Genomic DNA, 18138 nt, shown 5'->3' with positions numbered 1-18138 from the left:
AGTTGGCCTATTGGCCCGCAGGCATCATGATGGCCGTCGGCTTGTATCTGGTCGTTCGCCGATAGCCAGTTGTGTGAACGACTGGCACACTGTTTCAACGCCTGAGCTCGACATTGAAGTGTCGAGCCCGCTGTCGGAGTCAAAGATGAAAAACTGGCTGGACGAGATCAAGTGGGACGCCGACGGCCTGGTGCCGGCGATTGCCCAGGATCACAAGACCGGGCGCGTCCTGATGATGGCCTGGATGAACCGCGAAGCACTAGAGCTGACCGCCGCCGAGAACCGCGCCATCTACTGGTCGCGCTCGCGTGGCAAGTTGTGGCGCAAGGGCGAGGAGTCAGGCCACGTGCAGACCCTGCATGAGATGCGCCTGGACTGCGATGCCGACGTCATCATCCTCATGGTCGAGCAGATCGGCGATATCGCCTGCCATACCGGCCGTCAAAGCTGCTTCTACCGCGTCTACGAGAACGGCGACTGGACAACCGTCGACCCGGTGCTCAAGGATCCGCATGCCATCTACTCCGCAGGACACAAACATGAGTGACACGCTGACCCGTCTGGCCCAGGTACTGGAAGAGCGCAAAGGCGCCGCCGCCGACAGCTCGTATGTCGCCAGTCTGTACCACAAGGGTTTGAACAAGATTCTGGAAAAAGTCGGCGAAGAGTCGGTCGAAACCATCATTGCCGCCAAGGATGCCGCCGTCAGCGGCGACTGCAGCGACGTGATCTACGAAACCGCCGATTTGTGGTTCCACAGTCTGGTCATGCTCGCCCAATTGGGGCAGCATCCACAGGCTGTACTCGATGAACTGGACCGTCGCTTCGGTCTCTCCGGACACGCTGAAAAAGCGTCGCGTCCGTCCAACTGAATAATTATTAGAGAGGAGCTGCAGCATGGGCATTTTTGACTGGAAACACTGGATCGTCATCCTGGTTGTTGTCGTACTGGTGTTCGGTACCAAGAAACTGAAAAACCTCGGCACCGACGTCGGCGAATCGATCAAGGGCTTCAAGAAAGCCATGAACGACGACGAAAAACCGGCCGAACCGACTGCGACGCCAAGCCAACCGGTTCCGCCTGTTCAGCCGCAGGCCTCGGTGAACCAGCCGCACACCATCGACGTGCAGGCACAGAAAGTCGAAGAGCCGATCCGCAAAGACTCGTGAGCACAGACTAATGTTTGGTATCAGCTTCTCTGAACTGCTGCTCGTCGGTCTCGTCGCCTTGCTGGTGCTGGGCCCCGAGCGCCTGCCGGGCGCTGCGCGCACCGCCGGCCTGTGGGTCGGGCGCCTGAAGCGCAGCTTCAACGCGATCAAACAGGAAGTTGAACGTGAAATCGGTGCCGACGAAATTCGTCGGCAACTGCACAACGAACACATTCTGTCCCTGGAGCAGGAGGCGCGGAAAATCTTCACGCCGCCCCAACAGGAACCGACGCCTGTCGAGACAGTGATGACGCCGACAGACCCTGCGCCCGCCGCAGCGACTGTCGAACCTGCGCCAGTCCCTGCATCGACACCGGTCGAACCCGTTGCTCCAGCCGTCGCGCCAGCCGCGCCGGCCCCTCATGACCCAACACTGCCGCCGCGAGCCCCATGAGCGATCTTCCTGAAAACGACCAGCACATGCCGCTGGTTTCGCACCTCACCGAGTTGCGTACCCGCCTGCTGCGCTGCGTAGCGGCGATCTTCATCATTTTCGCCGGGTTGTTCGCCTTTACCCAGCAGATCTACACCTTTGTCTCCACGCCGCTGCGCCAGTACCTGCCGGCAGGCGCGACGATGATCGCCACCGACGTCTCGTCGCCGTTCCTGACGCCGCTGAAGCTGACGATGATGGTGTCGCTGTTCCTGGCGATCCCGGTGATCCTGCACCAGATCTGGGGCTTTATCGCGCCGGGGCTGTACAAGCACGAAAAGCGCATCGCCGTGCCCTTGCTGGTATCGAGCATCCTGCTGTTCTACACCGGCATGGCGTTCGCCTACTTCCTGGTGTTCCCGCTGATCTTCAAGTTCTTCGCCGCCGCCACGCCGGCCGGTGTGGAAATGATGACCGACATCACCAGTTACCTCGATTTCGTCATGACGCTGTTTTTCGCCTTCGGCGTAGCGTTCGAGATCCCGGTGGCCGTGGTGCTGCTGGTGTGGATCGGCGTGGTCGACGTCAAATACCTGAAGAAAATCCGCCCGTACGTGATCATCGGCTGCTTCGTGGTCGGCATGATCCTGACGCCGCCGGATATCTTCTCGCAGACCCTGCTGGCCGTGCCCATGTGGCTGCTGTTCGAGATCGGCGTGCTGTTCGGCGGTCTGGTGAGCAAACGCGAGCGCCCGGACGAAAGTCCGGCTGACGATCACAACGACCAGCCGCCAGCGACCCAAGCGTGAACCTGCTGCTGCTCGAAGAGGCCGATTTCATTGCGGCCGACCGGGTGATCCTGCGCGATCGCCGGTTGACCCACATGCAGGAAGTCCATCGCAGCGAAGTCGGTGACAGCCTGCGCGTGGGGCGGATCGGCGGGCTGATGGGCTCGGCCGAGGTGCTGCGCCTGGATGCCGCTGAAGCGGAATTGCGTGTCACCCTCGACCAATCGCCACCGGCCAAGCTGCCATTGACCCTGGTACTGGCCCTGCCACGCCCCAAAATGCTGCGCAGGGTGTTCCAGACCGTCGCGGCCATGGGTGTGCCGCGTATCGTGCTGGTCAACAGCTATCGCGTCGAGAAGAGCTTCTGGCAGACCCCCTTCCTGGAGCCGGAAGCCATTCGCGAGCAACTGATCCTCGGCCTCGAACAGGCCCGGGACAGCGTGCTGCCCGAAGTCATCATCGAAAAGCGTTTCAAGCCTTTTGTCGAAGACCGCCTGCCCGCCATCACCGAGGGCACCCTGGGCCTGGTAGGGCATCCGGGCAACTACCCACCCTGCCCGCGCGCGCTGAGCGAACCGGTCACCCTGGCCATCGGCCCCGAAGGTGGCTGGATTCCCTACGAAATCGACCTGCTGGGCAAATCCGGCCTGCAACCGGTGCAACTGGGCGAACGCATCCTGCGCGTCGAAACCGCCGTCACCGCACTGCTGGCACGACTCTTCTAAACCCGACACATCCCCTGTAGGAGCGAGCACGCTCGCGATGGTCGTCAACGATAGCGCTGGGCGCCTGACACCCCGCGGCGTTCTCGAGTCTTTCGCGAGCATGCTCGCTCCTACAGAATCCCACCCGCCTGCCGATACAAACTCCACAAAACCAATGAGTGGTTCAAGGGAGCTACCGCATGTACCAATGGCTGGCCGATAAACTGGGCAATGTAAGCGTCATTCGCAAATTGGGCGTCGGTTTCGGTCTTGTGCTGCTGCTGACATTGCTGATCACCGTCACCGGCTGGACCGGCCTGAGCGATGTGACGAGTCGTGGCGACAAGCTGGGGTTCATTTCCGATATCAACGGGCTGACCAAAGACCTGCGCATTGCTCGCCTGGACTACGACATGCGACGCGGCGAACAAGGGCCCGGGGCGGTCAACGATCTGCTGGGCAAGATCGACAACGGCCTGCAAAGCGCTCGCAAGATGATCGAGCAACCGGCCGATGTCGCCATGATCGATCAGCAACTGGCCGCCGTCGTTCAATACAGGCAAGCCTTTTCCGCCTTGATCCAGGCCGGCGCCAACCGCGAAGACGCCCGCAGCAAGCTCGGCGCTACCGCCGACAATGCCGTGGCCAAGGTGGCTGAAGTCGAAAAATCCATGCTGCAAGGCGACAGCGTTGCGCAGTTCAACAGCGTGATCGACCTGAGCAAACTGATCCAGCAAGCGCGCTTCCAGGTGCGCGGCTACACCTACAGTGGCAAGGCCGAAGCCGAGCAACCGGCACTGGATGCCATCGACAATGCGCTGAAATACCTCGAAAGCCTGCCGACGAAGTTGCCGGAACAGCACATCGCCAACCTGCAGCAAGCGACCGACTCGCTTAAAGCCTATCGCGCCGCGGTCAGCCAATTCCGCGACTCCCAGGTCGCCAGCGCCGAAGCCCTCAAGCACATGGCCGCCGAAGGCCAGATCCTGCTCGACGTGAGCACCAAACTCACCGCCTCCCAGACGCTGGTGCGTGATACCGACGTGGCACACGCCAAGAACATGCTGTTGCTGGCCACTGTCCTGGCACTGGTCTTCGGTCTGCTTGCCGCCTGGGCCATCACCCGGCAAATCGTAGTGCCGCTGAACCAGACCCTCAAAGTGACCGAACGCATTGCCGCCGGCGACCTGACCCAGAATCTGGTCTCCCCACGCCAGGACGAACTGGGCCAGTTGCAACGGGCCATTCAGAACATGACCCAGGGCTTGCGTGAATTGATCGGCGGCATCAGCGATGGCGTGACACAGATCGCCAGCGCCGCCGAAGAGTTGTCGGCAGTCACCGAGCAAACCAGCGCCGGGGTCAACAGCCAGAAGGTGGAAACCGATCAGGTGGCCACCGCCATGAACGAAATGACCACCACTGTGCAGGAAGTGGCGCGCAACGCCGAAGAAGCCTCCGAGGCCGCCGTCGCTGCCGACCAGCAGGCTCGCGAAGGTGACAAGGTGGTGGGTGAAGCCATCGCCCAGATCGAGCGCCTGGCCGCCGAAGTCGGCCACTCCACCGAAGCCATGGGCGAACTCAAGCGCGAAAGCGACAAGATCGGCAGCGTGCTGGATGTGATCAAGTCCGTGGCCCAGCAAACCAACCTGCTGGCCCTCAACGCCGCCATCGAAGCAGCTCGCGCCGGTGAGGCCGGACGCGGCTTCGCCGTGGTCGCCGACGAAGTGCGCAGCCTGGCCCAGCGCACCCAGAAATCCACCGAAGAAATCGAAGAACTGATCGTCGGCCTGCAAAACGGCACCCAGCAAGTGGCGACCATCATGGACAACAGCCGCAACCTGACTGACAGCAGCGTGGAACTGACCCGCCGCGCCGGTGGCTCACTGGAAAGCATCACCCGCACTGTTTCGGCGATTCAGGCGATGAACCAGCAAATCGCCGCTGCTGCAGAACAACAGAGCGCTGTGGCCGACGAGATCAACCGCAGCGTGCTGAACGTGCGGGATGTATCGGATCAGACCTCGGCGGCCAGTGAAGAGACAGCGGCGTCCAGCGTTGAGCTGGCGCGGTTGGGCACGCATTTGCAGATGCTGGTGGGGCGGTTCAAGGTTTGAGGTGAATTCCCTGGCCGGCGAGCCATTCGTCGGCCAACCTCGGAAGTATCATTGGCTGCATGATTAAAACTCGATAAATAACCTTTAAAAATAGCAAAAGCGTTACCCCATTCAACTAACAGTTCTGTTAGTTACGTCATATTTAAAATCGGCGCACGATGATTCTCCTATCGTTTCCTTTAGGAGATCCATCATGAGCAACGATCAAATCGACACTTCCGACTCCACTGAGGCTTCTTCACCTGAAGATATCGCGCCGCAAACCAACTACAGTCGTTGGATGACGGATATGGCGGCGGATATTGCATATCTGACGCTGTATCAGATGGCAATCCCCGGAGCGCACAATTCTGGCGTTGATATGGCCGGAACATGGGGCCCGTGGGAACTACTCGCAGCCTGTCAGAATAAAACATTTCCTGACCAACTTGCCGCAGGTGCGCGATACCTGGATTTGCGACTTGAAGATAGAAGCTATTGGAAGATGGTTGGGAACAAAGTTCCTCGACGCGTATTTTTTGAAAGATTAGAGTTCACGCACGGCAATGGTGATTTCTGGGGAGATGTTAGTGCGGGTCGAACCTTGCAATATCTCGTTAGCGAGGTGAAAAAATTCGCAGAACGCAACCCTGGCGAGATCATCATTCTCGACTTTCGTAAATTCAAAAAAAACATGGCTGACAGTCTCGAACGGGCCTTCCCATACTTAACACCTATAAAGCATTTATTGATTCCAGAGTCATCTAAAAATTTGCCCATTGCAGAAATTCGAAAAAAGCACCCAGGGCGCAATATCACTCTATGTTTTGACCATGGACTTCCAAAAAACTGGAAACCTGAATGGGTGCAACGTGATCAACTGTGGAAATCAATAAGACATGTATGGAGTACCGACCAAAGCGAGAGTAGCACTTTAAACCTTGTTAAAAACGCAATGCGTTCTCCACCACTGAATAGCTACTGGGCATTAAGTGCTACGGTTCGAAATTCTGCAGGCCCAAAGCATTTAGGATCCGATAATCCTATTCGAACCGAAGTATTCAAGGCCGGTCAACAAAACGCTAACATCGTATTGGTTGACTTCATCGAAAGGTCAGAAACCGTGAGCAGCGTTACAGACAAGTGCATTGAGCTTAACAGGCAGAGAGCCAGTGCGATAAAACAACCTCTACCTCCTACAAATCTTGTAGCCGCAGTAGTCGAGGGAGAAAACACGCATAACACAATAGAGTTTCAATGGACTCGGACAGAAACGCATTCCGGCATCAGGACATACGAAGTTTTTAATGGCAATAGCCTTCTATTTACTGCCAATGGAACGACTCACAGAGAAAAGAACCTGCCGCTACGGAACTATAATTTTAAAGTCAGATCAGTAAATCCGGAGGGACAGCGTTCCGATTTTTCGGCACCCTTTACACTGATTCAAGATATCATCCCTCCCACAGTCCCCGAAAATTTTGAAATTTCGAATATCGGACCAAGTTACGCGACATTCAACTGGGAAGCCTCCTATGATAATGTTGGCATAGAAGGTTACGAGCTTACCTGCGGCAATCAAAGTCCAATATTCACAAACAAACTTACAACCACCGTTAGAAATTTAACAACCAACACAACATACAAATGCAGACTCAGAGCAAAGGATGTAAATGGCCTTTACTCTGAATACACAGATATTGAGCACTTAAATCCATTAGAGTTCACTAACCCAAGACTGGAATTGCAACAAATAGAAGAGCCTGGTGCTTTTATTGGATACCTAACTTGGGATCTGATCGAATCCCCTTACCTCCAAAATGTGCACTACATTTTCACAGTCAATGGACAGCTGTCTATGTTCGTCCCCGAAATAGGCATAGCTCCGAGATGTTTTCTACATCAAGCGTTCGGCTCCCCTGTTACAGTAAAATCTTGGATACTGTACCCCAACGGTGAGATTGGAAAAATCAGTACTCATACGTTCACTTGCGACCCAACACCACCGTCGCCAGCAAAAGAACTCAAACTAACTTCACGTACGCCTAATGTAACGTCAGTTAGCTGGACCCCACCGACGGGCAGAAACATAGCTTACCAATCAATTTCTCTGAATGAGGCACCTCCACAATTAATTCCAGCATCGGCACACACCCATGCCTTTGAGAAACTCCCAACGTACGAAAACTTCCTTATTGAAATATGGGCAACCAACGACATGGATATTCAATCTACAGTGGAGTCCATTACACTTGACGCCATAGAGGTCGGCGCACCAAGCAACTTCCGTTATAAATTTGAGCAATCTAAACACATCCTTGAGTGGGATGCGCCCAGTAATACCGAAGGCATTACTGGGTATAAATATAGTTTGACTGACCCGCAGGGATTAACTGTCAACGGTGGCACGGCCGGGCCACAGATGAGCCCGTTTTTGATTCGCAAAGGCCGCTATAGTATCGAGCTCAGATCTGTAAGCGCTAAGGGAGAATCACGACCATTGCTGGCCGAATTCATTGTAGTGTGACTTCCTCACAAAACAGTCACTTCTCCTGACACCTGTTGCACAGTGACTGAACGCTTACAAAACCTGCCTTAAAAAAGCCTGCGCCCGCGGATCCTTCGGTGCATCGAAGAATTCCGCCGGCGAGGCGTCTTCCAGCAGTTTGCCGTGGTCGAAGAACAGCACCCGGTCAGCCACTTCCCGAGCAAAGCCCATTTCGTGGGTAACGCAGACCATGGTCATGCCTTCCCGAGCGAGGTTTTTCATCACGTCCAGCACTTCACCGACCATTTCCGGGTCCAGCGCCGAGGTGGGTTCGTCGAACAGCATGACCTTCGGCTCCATGGCCAGCGCCCGGGCAATCGCCACGCGCTGTTGCTGGCCACCCGACAGGCGCGACGGGAACTCGTGGGCCTTCTGCGCAATCCCGACCTTTTCCAGCAACGCCATGGCCTTGGCCTCGCGCTCCTTCTTGCCGCGCTTGCGCACGACTTTTTGCGCCAGGCACAGGTTGTCCAGCACGGTCATGTGCGGGAACAGGTTGAAGTGCTGGAACACCATGCCGACTTCGCGGCGGTAGGCGTTCACATCGGTTTTCGGATCGACCAGTTGCAGGCCGTCAATGCTCACCGAGCCGGAGTCGAATTCCTCCAGGCCGTTAAGGCAACGCAGGAAGGTCGACTTGCCCGAGCCGGACGGACCGAGCACCACCAGCACTTCGCCCTTGGCCACATTCGTGGAGACGTTATCCACGGCGCGCACAACCTGGCCACGGGTGTCGAAGACTTTTACCAGATCGCGGACTTCAATCACTTTGCGCGAGCCTCCGCTCAAGCCGGCTGGCGATTTTCGACAGCGGCAGGTTGATCAACAAATAAAGGCCGGCGACGCAGAACAGGATTTCGAACGGCGAGAATGAGGTGGTGATGACTTCACGACCGCTCTTCAACAGTTCGGTAATGGCGATCACCGACACCAGCGAGGTGTCCTTGACCAGGCTGATGAACTGCCCGGCCAGCGGCGGCAGCACGCGTTTGAACGCCTGCGGCAGCACCACGTGGCGCATCGACTGGCCGGCGCTCAAGCCCAGCGAGCGCGCGGCCTCGTTCTGGCCACGGGCAATGGACTGCACGCCGGAGCGGATGATCTCCGCCACATAGGCGCCGGTGAACAGCGACAGTGCGGCGATCCCGGCGATTTCCCGGGACAGGTTCATCACCGTGCCGATGAAGAAGTAGAAGATGAAAATCTGCACCAGCAGCGGCGTGCCGCGTACCAGTTCGACGTAAATCGTCGAGAGGTCGCGCAGGGTCGGGTTGTTCGACAGCCGGCACAGGCCGGTGGCCAGACCGATCAGCAGCCCGAGAACACCGGACACCACGGACAGCCACAGGGTGGTCCAGAGGCCCCACAACAACGGCCCTGCGGCCCAATGACGGGTGACACCGATCACATCGCCTTCCGCCACATCGTCACCCTGGGCGACTTGCAGGCTGTTTTCATCGACGGTCACGTGCTGCTCTGCACCGGTATCGTTGCGCAGGGTGACTTCAGCCTTGTCGCCCTTGCGCACCAGTTCACTGACGGTGGAAATGTCGGCGGCACGCTGGGACTCTTCGGCGTGATAGGCGAAGTATTGCGGCACGCGGTTCCAGCGCCATTCGTAGGACATCAGCGAGGTGGCGTAATACAAGGCACCAGCCAGGCCGATCAGCACCAGCACAGTCAGCGCGTGCCAGGGCCATTGGGCTTTTTTCTGTTTCATTGCGAGACTCTCTATCGCTCGTTCCCGCGCTCTGCGTGGGAACGCATCCTGTGACGCTCTGCGTCACGTTTGCGAAGGGACGCGGAGCGTCCTGGGCGGCATTCCCACGCAGAGCGTGGGAACGATCAGTGTCAGGCCTTATTCCATGTCCTTGAGCCACTCGCTGCTCTTGAACCACTTGTCATGGATGCGATCGTAGGTGCCGTCTTCGTGGATCTGGTGCAGGAAGTTGTTGATGAAGTTGATGCTGTCGTAGTCACCCTTCTTCAGACCGAAGGCCAGGGGCTCGTAGGTGAATGGCTTGTCGAGGAAGACCAGTTTGCCGTTGCCGACCTTGTTCAAGGCCACCACGTTGTAAGGCGCGTCATAGATAAAGGCGTCAGCCTTGCCGTTGACCACGTCGAGCACGGCTTCCTGCTCGTTGTCATAGCCGTGGTACTTGGCCTTGGCGATCAGCTTTTTGGCGACCAGTTCACCGGTGGTGCCCAGTTTGGAGGTGATGCGGTAATCGGCAGTGTTCAGGTCTTTATAGGACTTGATGGTGCCTTCCAGCTCCTTGCGGATCAGCAAGGTCTGGCCGACCACGATGAAAGGTTCGCTGAAGTTCAGGCGCAGGTTGCGTTCCTGCGTCAGGGTCATGCCGCTGCCGATCATGTCGAACTTGTCGGTCATCAGCGCCGGGATGATGCCGTCGTAGCCGGTGGACACCAGCTCCAGCTTGACGCCCATGGCTTTGGTCATGGCCTTGAGGATGTCGACTTCGAAGCCGATGATCTCGCCGCGCTTGTTGGTCATTTCAAACGGCATGTAGGTCGGGTCCATGCCGACTTTCAACGTGCCGCGCTTGACCGCGTCATCGATGGCACCGGCCTGCGCCGCGCTGACTGCGACCAAAGCCGTGACGCCCACCAGCAGCATCGACAGATACTTCTTCATCCTCAAATCCCCAAAACCATTGCATGTGCGGCGCGAAATCGACAGTTTTCCAATAAAAACAGACAGATACGGACACAAGCGGTCCGGGCGCGCCAATTCGGGGACGGATCCTAACGCACTTGCCCGATTGCACAAGTGTTCAAACAGGATTTGTTGTTATTTGACCGATCGTTCCCCCGCTCTGCGTGGGAATGCAGCCCGAGACACTCTGTGTCCCACTACAGCCGAACGCGGAGCGTCCGATGAGGCGTTCCCACGCAGAGCGTGGGAACGATCAGCCCCGCTGATCAGCGGGGCTCTTCGTTATGCCAGTTGAGGCTGTGCGCTCAGTGGCTTGAGCGGCAGCATCGGTGCATGGGGATCGGCCTTGACCGACTTGCGCCATGCGCCCAGCCACTCGGCGTGGCCTTCGCTCCAGACCTGCTCATGCAGGCGAGCCAATGCCACCGGGTCGCTCAACAGTTGGACACGTTCGTTGTTGGTCAGGCCTTCAGGGCCGACCTTCATCGCGTGCCGAACCCGCTCGACCCGCAGCCATTCGATCGGCTCGGCCTCACGGTGACGGGACGTCGCCAGCGAGCACGCCAGGGCGTTCTGCTGTGGGTCGACCACCGAACGGATGAAACCGTCGTTCAGCGCGTGCCAGCGGTTTTCATGGGTGTACTGGTCGGTTGCCAGCAATGCCTGCGGCGGATTGTATTCCTCAGGAATGAGGAACAGGCTCTCGTCACGGGATTTGAGGCCCAGGCCGACACGACTGGAAATCACCGAGACCGGGATCGACAGCATCAACGAGCCGACAATCGGCACCAGCCACCACAGGAAGCTCGGGTTCAGCCAGATCACCAGCAAGGCCCAGAAGAAGCCCAGCAAGGTTTGCGGGCCGTGACGCTTGATGGCTTCGCTCCAGGGTGTGGAGTCGTCGTCACGCTGCGGCGAGTTCCAGGTCGCGGCCCAGCCGAGGAACGCGGCAAGGACGAAACGGGTATGGAAAATCATCCGCACCGGTGCCAGCAGCATGGAGAACAGCATCTCCAGCAACATCGACATCGTCACCTTGAACTTGCCGCCGAACTCTTTCGCGCCCTTGGCCCAGATCAGGATGACGCTCAGCAGTTTGGGCAGGAACAGCAATACGACGGTGGTCGAGAACAGTGCGATCGCCTTGTCCGGGTGCCATTGTGGCCACAGCGGATAGAGCTGACGCGGCTCAAGGAAGTACTGCGGCTCCATCAAGGTGTTGACCGCCAGCAGCGCCGTCGACAGCACCAGGAAGAAGAACCACAGCGGCGCCGACAGGTAGGACATCACGCCGGTCAGGAATACCGCACGGTGTACCGGGTGCATACCCTTGACCAGGAACAGGCGGAAGTTCATCAGGTTACCGTGGCACCAGCGACGGTCACGCTTGAGTTCATCCAGCAGGTTCGGTGGCAGTTCTTCGTAGCTGCCCGGCAGGTCGTAGGCAATCCATACGCCCCAACCGGCGCGGCGCATCAGCGCGGCTTCAACGAAGTCGTGGGACAGGATCGCACCGGAGAACGCACCTTTGCCGGGCAACGGCGCCAGGGCGCAGTGATCGATGAACGGCTTCATGCGAATGATCGCGTTGTGGCCCCAGTAGTGCGATTCGCCCAGTTGCCAGAAGTGCAGACCGGCAGTGAACAGAGGACCGTACACGCGAGTGGCGAACTGCTGCATGCGCGCATACAGAGTGTCCATGCCCGACGCACGTGGCGCAGTCTGGATGATCCCGGCGTCCGGCGTGGCTTCCATCAGGCGCACCAGACTGGTCAGGCACTCGCCGCTCATGACCGAGTCGGCATCGAGCACCACCATGTACTTGTAGTCACCGCCCCAGCGACGGCAGAAGTCGTCGAGGTTGCCGCTCTTGCGTTTTACGCGGCGGCGGCGACGGCGATAGAAGATCTTGCCGAAGCCCTTGGTCTCGCGGCAGACATCCAGCCAGGCCTGCTGTTCGGCAACGCAGATATCGGCATCGTTACTGTCGCTGAGGACGAAGAAGTCGAAACGGTCCAGGTCACCTGTGGCCGCGACGGATTCGAAGGTTGCGCGAAGGCCGGCGAAAACCCGCGGTACGTCTTCGTTGCAGATCGGCATCACCAGTGCGGTGCGTGCATCCTTTGGAATCGGCTCGTTGCCGGCACTTTTACCGGAGATACGGTATTTATCGTGGCCGGTCAGCAATTCAAGGAAGCCCATCAACGCGGTCCAGAAACCGGCCGATACCCAGCAGAACAGAATCCCGAACATGATCAGGATGGTGGTTTGCAAGGCATAGGGCAGCACTTGCGTTGCGGTTTGCAGCAGTGGTTGATGCAGGACCTCTTCAAGATCCACGAACGACCAGCCCTGGTACGGCATGATGCCCTTCATGTACCAGCCGGCGACGATGGTCTGGCCCAGCATCAGCAGCAACAGAATGTAGCGACGGATCGAACCGACGGTACGCCAGCGCGCTGCCGGCAGAACGCGTTCGTCCTTCGGCGGCTTCGGTGGGTTGGTGCGACCGGTCAGACGACGCCAGCCGCGCACCAGGATGTTGGTGCGCCATGGCTCGGGCACGACCTTGGTCCGGCGAATCGGCGGAGTCGCCTTGAGGCAGACCCGACCGCTGGCGTCGAGCACCAGCATTTCGGCGTCCTGCAACTCTTCGGCGGTGCTCAGGGTCAAGCGCTTGCCGACCGAGGCCTGAGCGGCATCGGTCGGTGCGTCGAACGCCTGCGACGACAGGCGCTCGTGCAGTTCACTGAAGGACTGGCAGCCCGCGAGTTCCGCGCGCTGCTGGTCGGTCATCGGCAGATGCGCCAGATACTCGGATAGAGATTCTGGCTGTACTTGAGAATTACTCATCGGCAGGCAACTGATAGCTCCAGGTCTCGGTCAGGACTTCTTCAGTCGGTGCCGATACCGGTGTGGCTGGGGCCGCGTCGGCAGCGGCAGGCTGCTTGGCGTCGGTGTTGTTCGCCTTGTCCTTGGCATCTGCGACCGGCTTGGCGTCAGCCTTGTTGGCTTCGCCAGCGGTTTTCGCGTCCTTGTCCGCTTTCTCCACTTTCTCCGCTTGCTTGGCAGCGACCTTGTCGGCCTTGGCAACGGAGGAGCTGGACGCAGGGACAGAAGTCTTGGCCAGATCGGCCGGCACAATGTTCTGCACCAGCGCCGCACGCATTTCGGTGGATTTGCTCGGGTCCTTGATCTTCAGGCGCAGGGTCAGGCGCCAGCCCTTGGTTTCAGGGTTGTAGCGCACGTTGTTCTCGACCAGTTCGGCGTTGTCGCCGACGCTGACCTGGCTGCGCACATCGGTATCCGCTGGCAATGCCGCCAGGGACGGACCTTCGAAATCGACCAGATAGGCAACGCTACCATCGGGTTGACGGATCAGGTTGGACTGTTTGACGTCACCGGTGGACTTGAGGGTCTGACTGACCCAGGCGCTGTCCGGTGCGTGCAACGCGGCTTCGTCCATGGTCCAGTGCATGCGGTAGGCGAAGTCCAGCGGCTTGCCTGGCTCCGGCATGGTTTCCGGGCTCCAGAAAGCCACGATATTGTCGTTGGTTTCGTCAGCGGTCGGAATCTCGACCAGATCGACGGTGCCCTTGCCCCAGTCGCCTTTCGGTTCGATCCAGGCACTTGGACGCTTGTCGTAGCGGTCGTCGAGGTCTTCGTAGTGGCTGAAGTCACGGCCACGCTGCAGCAAGCCGAAGCCACGCGGATTTTCGACCGAGAAGTTGCTCACCGCCAGGTGTTTCGGGTTGTTCAGCGGACGCCAGATCCACTCGCCATTACCGGCATGAATCGCCAGGCCGCTGGAGTCGTGCAGCTCACGACGGTAATTGAGGACTTTGGACGGCTGGTTGGCGCCGAACAGGAACATGCTGGTCAGCGGAGCGATGCCCAGTTTGCCGACCTTGTCGCGCAGGTACATCTGCGCCTTGACGTCGACAATGGTATCGCTGCCCGGACGCAGGGTCAGACGGTAGGCACCGGTCGCACGTGGCGAATCCAGCAGCGCGAAGATCACCAGGTGTTTGTCGCCTGGCTTTGGCTGCTCGATCCAGAACTCGCGAAAACGCGGGAATTCTTCGCCGGACGGCAACGCGGTATCGAGCGCCAGGCCGCGAGCTGAAAGACCATAGACGTGACCTTTGCCGACAACGCGGAAGTAGCTCGCGCCCAGCATGGTCATGATTTCGTCTTGCTTGTCGGCCTTGTTGACCGGGTACAGCACACGGAAACCGGCGTAGCCTAGCTGCTCAGTGGCCTTCGGGTCGAACTTGAGGTCGCCGAAATCGAAACGACTCGGGTCATACTTGATCTCTTCGACGTTGTTCGCTGTGATTTCGTTGATTTTCACCGGCGTATCGAAATGCATGCCCTGGTGATAGAACGACAGCTTGAACGGCGTTTTCTGATCTGCCCATTCGGCTTTTTCTGTCAGAAAACGAATTTTCTGGTAGTCCGCGAATTTCATCTCGCGGAACTCGTTCGGCAAGTTACTGCGCGGCGCTTCGTACTTCTGACCGGCCAGCTCTTTTGCCTTGACCGACACATCATCCAGATTGAATGCCCAAATCTGGCCGGCGCTGAGCAGACCGAGCAACGCAGTGCCCGCTACCAGAGCGCTGCGTAACCGTTTGGCAGACAATTTTGGTGCGTTACAGGGACTAACAATCACGAGCAACCCTCGCCGAAAACAGATCAAAAAACCAACGGCCAGTTAAAGGGTCTGTAAGGTTTGCGGTACAAAAAACCGGCCTTGCAGACCACTCTTGCCAAGTTGGCGAGCATTGTTCCGACTCCGATGGGGCTAAATGATTCCCCAAACGGTTCAGGACAAGTCTCTACCTAAGTCAAAATGGACCAACGAACGCTGATCCCCGTAGCGCGCGATTATCTAGTAGGCCGCGTTACAACGCATCAGGGGTAACAAAGTATTTATCGGGAAAAATGCCTGTTTTCAGTCGAAAAGCGCTCAAAAAGATGTTTCAAGCGCTTTCAGGTCTGTAACAGAAAGGTTACCGGGCCATCGTTGACCAGGTGCACCTGCATATCCGCGCCGAATCTACCTGATGCCACAGTGCCATGCACCTGTTTCGCTTTACTTAATAGATAGTCGAAAAGCTCTTCGCCCAGGGCCGGAGGAGCCGCGGTCGAGAAACTCGGGCGCAAGCCGCTCTTGGTGTCGGCGGCCAGCGTGAACTGCGAGACCAGCAGCAACCCGCCACCCACATCCGCCAGGGACAGATTCATCTTGCCCTCGGCGTCACTGAACACCCGATAGTTAAGCAGCTTATTGAGAAGTTTGTCGGCGCTGGCCCGAGTGTCGTCGGGCTCGACGGCCACCAGCACGAGCAAACCCTGGTCGATTGCGCCGACCACCTCGCCTGCTACTTCGACTCGTGCACCCCGCACACGCTGCAGCAGCCCCTTCATGCTTCTTCGGGCGCCAGGTCGAGCAGACGCCGGGCCATTTGATCGGCAGCACGCACCAGTGCGTCGGTAATGCCCGGTTCGGCTGCGGCATGACCGGCGTCGCGAATGACCTGCAGCTCACTGTTTGGCCAGGCCTGGTGCAGTTCCCAGGCGTTGTCCAGGGGACAGATCACGTCATAACGGCCATGGATGATAACGCCTGGCAAATGGGCGATTTTGCCCATGTCTCGAATCAACTGGTTGGGTTCGAGGAAGGCGTTATTGACGAAGTAGTGGCATTCGATGCGGGCGATGGACAACGCGCGCTGCGGTTCGGAAAAACGATCGACCACCAGCGAATTCGGACGCAGGGTGGCGGTCCGGCCTTCCCACGTGGACCAGGCCTTGGCCGCGTGCATCTGGGCGATCTGATCATTGCCCGTCAGACGCTTGTGGAACGCGCTGAGCAAGTCGTCGCGCTCGTCCAGCGGGATCGGCGCGATGTAATCCTGCCAGTAATCGGGAAACAGGCGGCTGGCACCGGCCTGGTAGAACCATTCGATTTCCTGCGGACGGCAGAGAAAGATCCCGCGAACGATCAGACCGTGCACACGCTCCGGGTGGGTTTGCGCGTAAGCCAGTGCAAGGGTCGAACCCCAGGAACCGCCGAACAGCACCCACTTGTCGATGCCCAGGTGCTGGCGGATTTTCTCAAGGTCGGCGACCAGATCCCAGGTGGTGTTGTTTTCCAGGCTGGCGTGGGGGGTGGAGCGACCGCAACCACGCTGGTCGAAGGTGACGATGCGATACAGGTTTGGGTCGAAATAGCAGCGGCTCGCCGCATCGCAGCCGGCACCGGGGCCGCCATGAATGAACACCACCGGCAAACCTTGCGGTGAACCGCTTTCGTCGACATACAGCGTGTGAGTGTCGTCGACGGCCAGATCGTGCCGGGCGTAGGGTTTGATCTGTGGGTACAAAGTCTGCATTGGGCGCTCCGTATCAGGTCGAGGTCATCCCTGGGGGGACTTCTATTATTCTGCCGTGGGGCATCATAAACCTGAATGACCACTTGTAGGAGCGAGCATGCTCGCGAAGAACGTTCGGGCAACGCGGACATTCAGGTAGCCCGCGTTATCGTTGACGCCCATCGCGAGCAGGCTCGCTCCCACAGTGGATTGGTGGTGTGGCAGACAGGGTGTTAACACCGCAAACCCTGTGGGAGCGAGCCTGCTCGCGATGGCGTCCGCAAGAACAGCAAAAAAGCATCGGCCTACGAGACGCTTCACCTCGATCTGTAAGACATTTCTGAAATCCCTGAAACAAGCTACAGCGCCTTGCGGCACTGCCTACGACTGCACCAGAATCCGCCGGCTTGTGCGCTTTGAGGCCCCTCGCTAACTTGATTCGCGTCACTGATTGTCAGTGATCGGGTTTAGTAGCCCGTACTCTGTTAAGCGCATTTGCGCTCCCGATAGGCAGGTATGTTCATACCTGCCCTTGACGGCAGCCGTGTGCAGGGCGCCTTCGGGCGCGCCGGTTTAACTGAGTCCGGTCTACTAACCTGCGCACGGCTGCCACCCTCTTGATTAGTCGCGATTCGGTGTTGGCTGTCATTCATGCCCCTTGTTTACAGGACCTGAATCATGACCCATACGACGCGCACCACCCCCCTCTTCCACATCGCCCCCGACATCGACAACCGCACCCTGCTCGAATACGCCTGCGTTTCCCTGGCCTCGGCCAGCGCCATGGCGAGCGACTTCGCCCGAGACCTGAAGGAGTCGCAGGGGCACACACTGTTGGGAATTCAGCAGTCGATCATGCTGGGGGAAATGGCGGTGAATCGGGTGTTGGACAACCTCGATCCCCCGTAATCACCTGGTCTTTGTTTCTGATTGTTCCCACGCTCTGCGTGGGAATGCAGCCTGGGACGCTCCGCGTCCCTTACGAGCGTGACGCAGAGCGTCACAGGAGGCGCTCCCACGCGGAGCGTGGGAGCGATCAGCGCATGGAGGTGTTTTCAAGCGTTGTAGTGTTTTTCGCCCCAGGCCAGCAGGCCTTGCAGCAGTTCCTTCAACACCACCTGCGTCGGCTCCGCCAGATCCGGGCGATAGCGGAACGGTTCGAACTCTTCCATATAGGTGCACTGGCCCAGCTCCAGTTGCACAGCATGGATGTTCTCGGCCGGGTTGCCGTAATGCCGGGTGATGTGCCCGCCCTTGAAGCGGCCGTTCAGCACATGGCTGTAGTTCGGGTGCCCGGCACAGATCGCTTCCAGCTGCGAAGCCAACTGTGGATCGCAACTGGCGCCGTTGAAGGTGCCCAGGT

17 protein-coding genes and 1 pseudogene are annotated in these 18138 nt (G+C 58.5%); 10 read left to right on the top strand and 8 right to left on the bottom strand.

Annotated features, from left to right (window positions below; all coding sequences use genetic code 11):
- The first annotated feature begins 145 nt into the window (after positions 1-145).
- The 9 genes and pseudogenes from hisI (at position 146) to ACQKP2_RS27175 (ending at position 7697) form a co-directional block, all read left to right on the top strand.
- Positions 146-547 carry a phosphoribosyl-AMP cyclohydrolase gene (hisI, locus tag ACQKP2_RS27215; RefSeq protein ID WP_007989281.1) on the top strand — a complete coding sequence of 134 codons (402 nt, stop codon included), beginning with the start codon at positions 146-148 and terminating at the stop codon, positions 545-547.
- A complete protein-coding gene (locus ACQKP2_RS27210) occupies positions 540-872 on the top strand; it encodes a phosphoribosyl-ATP diphosphatase (RefSeq protein WP_427581067.1) in 333 nt (110 codons plus the stop codon). Before hisI ends, ACQKP2_RS27210 begins: the two co-directional genes overlap by 8 nt.
- A gap of 25 nt (positions 873-897) precedes the next feature.
- Positions 898-1170: a twin-arginine translocase TatA/TatE family subunit gene (locus ACQKP2_RS27205; RefSeq protein WP_427581066.1), complete on the top strand. Its 273-nt coding sequence runs from the start codon at positions 898-900 to the stop codon at positions 1168-1170.
- Positions 1171-1180: 10 nt separating this feature from the next.
- Positions 1181-1603, top strand: a complete 423-nt coding sequence (tatB, locus tag ACQKP2_RS27200) for a Sec-independent protein translocase protein TatB (RefSeq protein WP_427581064.1) — start codon at positions 1181-1183, stop codon at positions 1601-1603.
- Positions 1600-2391 (top strand): twin-arginine translocase subunit TatC, encoded by a 792-nt coding sequence (tatC, locus tag ACQKP2_RS27195; RefSeq protein WP_427581062.1) that lies wholly within the window; start codon positions 1600-1602, stop codon positions 2389-2391. Before tatB ends, tatC begins: the two co-directional genes overlap by 4 nt.
- On the top strand, positions 2388-3095 hold the full coding sequence (locus tag ACQKP2_RS27190) for a 16S rRNA (uracil(1498)-N(3))-methyltransferase (RefSeq protein ID WP_427581060.1): 708 nt from the start codon (positions 2388-2390) through the stop codon (positions 3093-3095). Before tatC ends, ACQKP2_RS27190 begins: the two co-directional genes overlap by 4 nt.
- A gap of 179 nt (positions 3096-3274) precedes the next feature.
- Positions 3275-4336: pseudogene (locus ACQKP2_RS27185) on the top strand (methyl-accepting chemotaxis protein); the annotation flags it as partial.
- Positions 4328-5191: a methyl-accepting chemotaxis protein gene (locus ACQKP2_RS27180; protein WP_427581069.1), complete on the top strand. Its 864-nt coding sequence runs from the start codon at positions 4328-4330 to the stop codon at positions 5189-5191. The pseudogene ACQKP2_RS27185 and the gene ACQKP2_RS27180, both read left to right, overlap by 9 nt.
- Positions 5192-5384: 193 nt before the next feature.
- Positions 5385-7697 carry a fibronectin type III domain-containing protein gene (locus tag ACQKP2_RS27175; protein ID WP_427581058.1) on the top strand — a complete coding sequence of 771 codons (2313 nt, stop codon included), beginning with the start codon at positions 5385-5387 and terminating at the stop codon, positions 7695-7697.
- Between the two features lie 54 nt (positions 7698-7751).
- On the opposite strand, the gene ACQKP2_RS27170 is transcribed toward ACQKP2_RS27175, so the two are convergent.
- The 7 genes from ACQKP2_RS27170 to pip all read right to left on the bottom strand — a co-directional run bounded on the left by ACQKP2_RS27170 (position 7752) and on the right by pip (position 16796).
- Positions 7752-8486: an amino acid ABC transporter ATP-binding protein gene (locus ACQKP2_RS27170; RefSeq protein WP_427581056.1), complete on the bottom strand. Its 735-nt coding sequence runs from the start codon at positions 8484-8486 to the stop codon at positions 7752-7754.
- The gene (locus ACQKP2_RS27165; protein WP_427581054.1) at positions 8479-9438 is read right to left on the bottom strand and encodes an amino acid ABC transporter permease; all 960 of its coding nucleotides are present in this window, start codon (positions 9436-9438) and stop codon (positions 8479-8481) included. The genes ACQKP2_RS27170 and ACQKP2_RS27165 overlap by 8 nt, the downstream gene beginning before the upstream one ends.
- A 138-nt stretch (positions 9439-9576) precedes the next feature.
- A complete protein-coding gene (locus ACQKP2_RS27160) occupies positions 9577-10374 on the bottom strand; it encodes a transporter substrate-binding domain-containing protein (protein ID WP_427581053.1) in 798 nt (265 codons plus the stop codon).
- Positions 10375-10677: 303 nt separating this feature from the next.
- Positions 10678-13248, bottom strand: coding sequence for a glucans biosynthesis glucosyltransferase MdoH (gene mdoH, locus ACQKP2_RS27155; RefSeq protein ID WP_427581051.1), 2571 nt, complete (start codon positions 13246-13248; stop codon positions 10678-10680).
- A complete protein-coding gene (locus tag ACQKP2_RS27150; protein ID WP_427581049.1) occupies positions 13241-15070 on the bottom strand; it encodes a glucan biosynthesis protein G in 1830 nt (609 codons plus the stop codon). Before ACQKP2_RS27150 ends, mdoH begins: the two co-directional genes overlap by 8 nt.
- A gap of 320 nt (positions 15071-15390) precedes the next feature.
- Complete coding sequence (gene dtd, locus ACQKP2_RS27145) at positions 15391-15828, bottom strand: D-aminoacyl-tRNA deacylase (protein ID WP_427581047.1); 438 nt, start codon at positions 15826-15828, stop codon at positions 15391-15393.
- Complete coding sequence (gene pip / locus ACQKP2_RS27140) at positions 15825-16796, bottom strand: prolyl aminopeptidase (protein ID WP_427581045.1); 972 nt, start codon at positions 16794-16796, stop codon at positions 15825-15827. Before pip ends, dtd begins: the two co-directional genes overlap by 4 nt.
- A 657-nt stretch (positions 16797-17453) precedes the next feature.
- On the opposite strand from pip, the gene ACQKP2_RS27135 reads away from it, so the two are divergent.
- Entirely contained in the window at positions 17454-17684 is a 231-nt protein-coding gene (locus ACQKP2_RS27135; protein ID WP_427581043.1) for a DUF6124 family protein, read from the top strand.
- A 146-nt stretch (positions 17685-17830) separates the two neighbouring features.
- Here ACQKP2_RS27135 and ACQKP2_RS27130 read toward each other — a convergent pair.
- On the bottom strand, positions 17831-18138 hold a 308-nt coding region (locus ACQKP2_RS27130), incomplete at its 5' end, for an N-formylglutamate amidohydrolase (RefSeq protein ID WP_427581041.1).

This window comes from Pseudomonas sp. NPDC089569, from assembly GCF_050280625.1.
Lineage (GTDB): Bacteria > Pseudomonadota > Gammaproteobacteria > Pseudomonadales > Pseudomonadaceae > Aquipseudomonas.
This window is presented reverse-complemented; position numbering and strand designations above follow the sequence as displayed.

Coding starts and splice junctions, on each gene's coding strand:
- hisI (WP_007989281.1), top strand. CDS start 146: ATGAAAAACTGGCTGGACGAGATCAAGTGGGACGCCGACGGCCTGGTG.
- ACQKP2_RS27210 (WP_427581067.1), top strand. CDS start 540: ATGAGTGACACGCTGACCCGTCTGGCCCAGGTACTGGAAGAGCGCAAA.
- ACQKP2_RS27205 (WP_427581066.1), top strand. CDS start 898: ATGGGCATTTTTGACTGGAAACACTGGATCGTCATCCTGGTTGTTGTC.
- tatB (WP_427581064.1), top strand. CDS start 1,181: ATGTTTGGTATCAGCTTCTCTGAACTGCTGCTCGTCGGTCTCGTCGCC.
- tatC (WP_427581062.1), top strand. CDS start 1,600: ATGAGCGATCTTCCTGAAAACGACCAGCACATGCCGCTGGTTTCGCAC.
- ACQKP2_RS27180 (WP_427581069.1), top strand. CDS start 4,328: ATGACCCAGGGCTTGCGTGAATTGATCGGCGGCATCAGCGATGGCGTG.
- ACQKP2_RS27175 (WP_427581058.1), top strand. CDS start 5,385: ATGAGCAACGATCAAATCGACACTTCCGACTCCACTGAGGCTTCTTCA.
- ACQKP2_RS27165 (WP_427581054.1), bottom strand. CDS start 9,438: ATGAAACAGAAAAAAGCCCAATGGCCCTGGCACGCGCTGACTGTGCTG.
- ACQKP2_RS27160 (WP_427581053.1), bottom strand. CDS start 10,374: ATGAAGAAGTATCTGTCGATGCTGCTGGTGGGCGTCACGGCTTTGGTC.
- mdoH (WP_427581051.1), bottom strand. CDS start 13,248: ATGAGTAATTCTCAAGTACAGCCAGAATCTCTATCCGAGTATCTGGCG.
- dtd (WP_427581047.1), bottom strand. CDS start 15,828: ATGAAGGGGCTGCTGCAGCGTGTGCGGGGTGCACGAGTCGAAGTAGCA.
- pip (WP_427581045.1), bottom strand. CDS start 16,796: ATGCAGACTTTGTACCCACAGATCAAACCCTACGCCCGGCACGATCTG.
- ACQKP2_RS27135 (WP_427581043.1), top strand. CDS start 17,454: ATGACCCATACGACGCGCACCACCCCCCTCTTCCACATCGCCCCCGAC.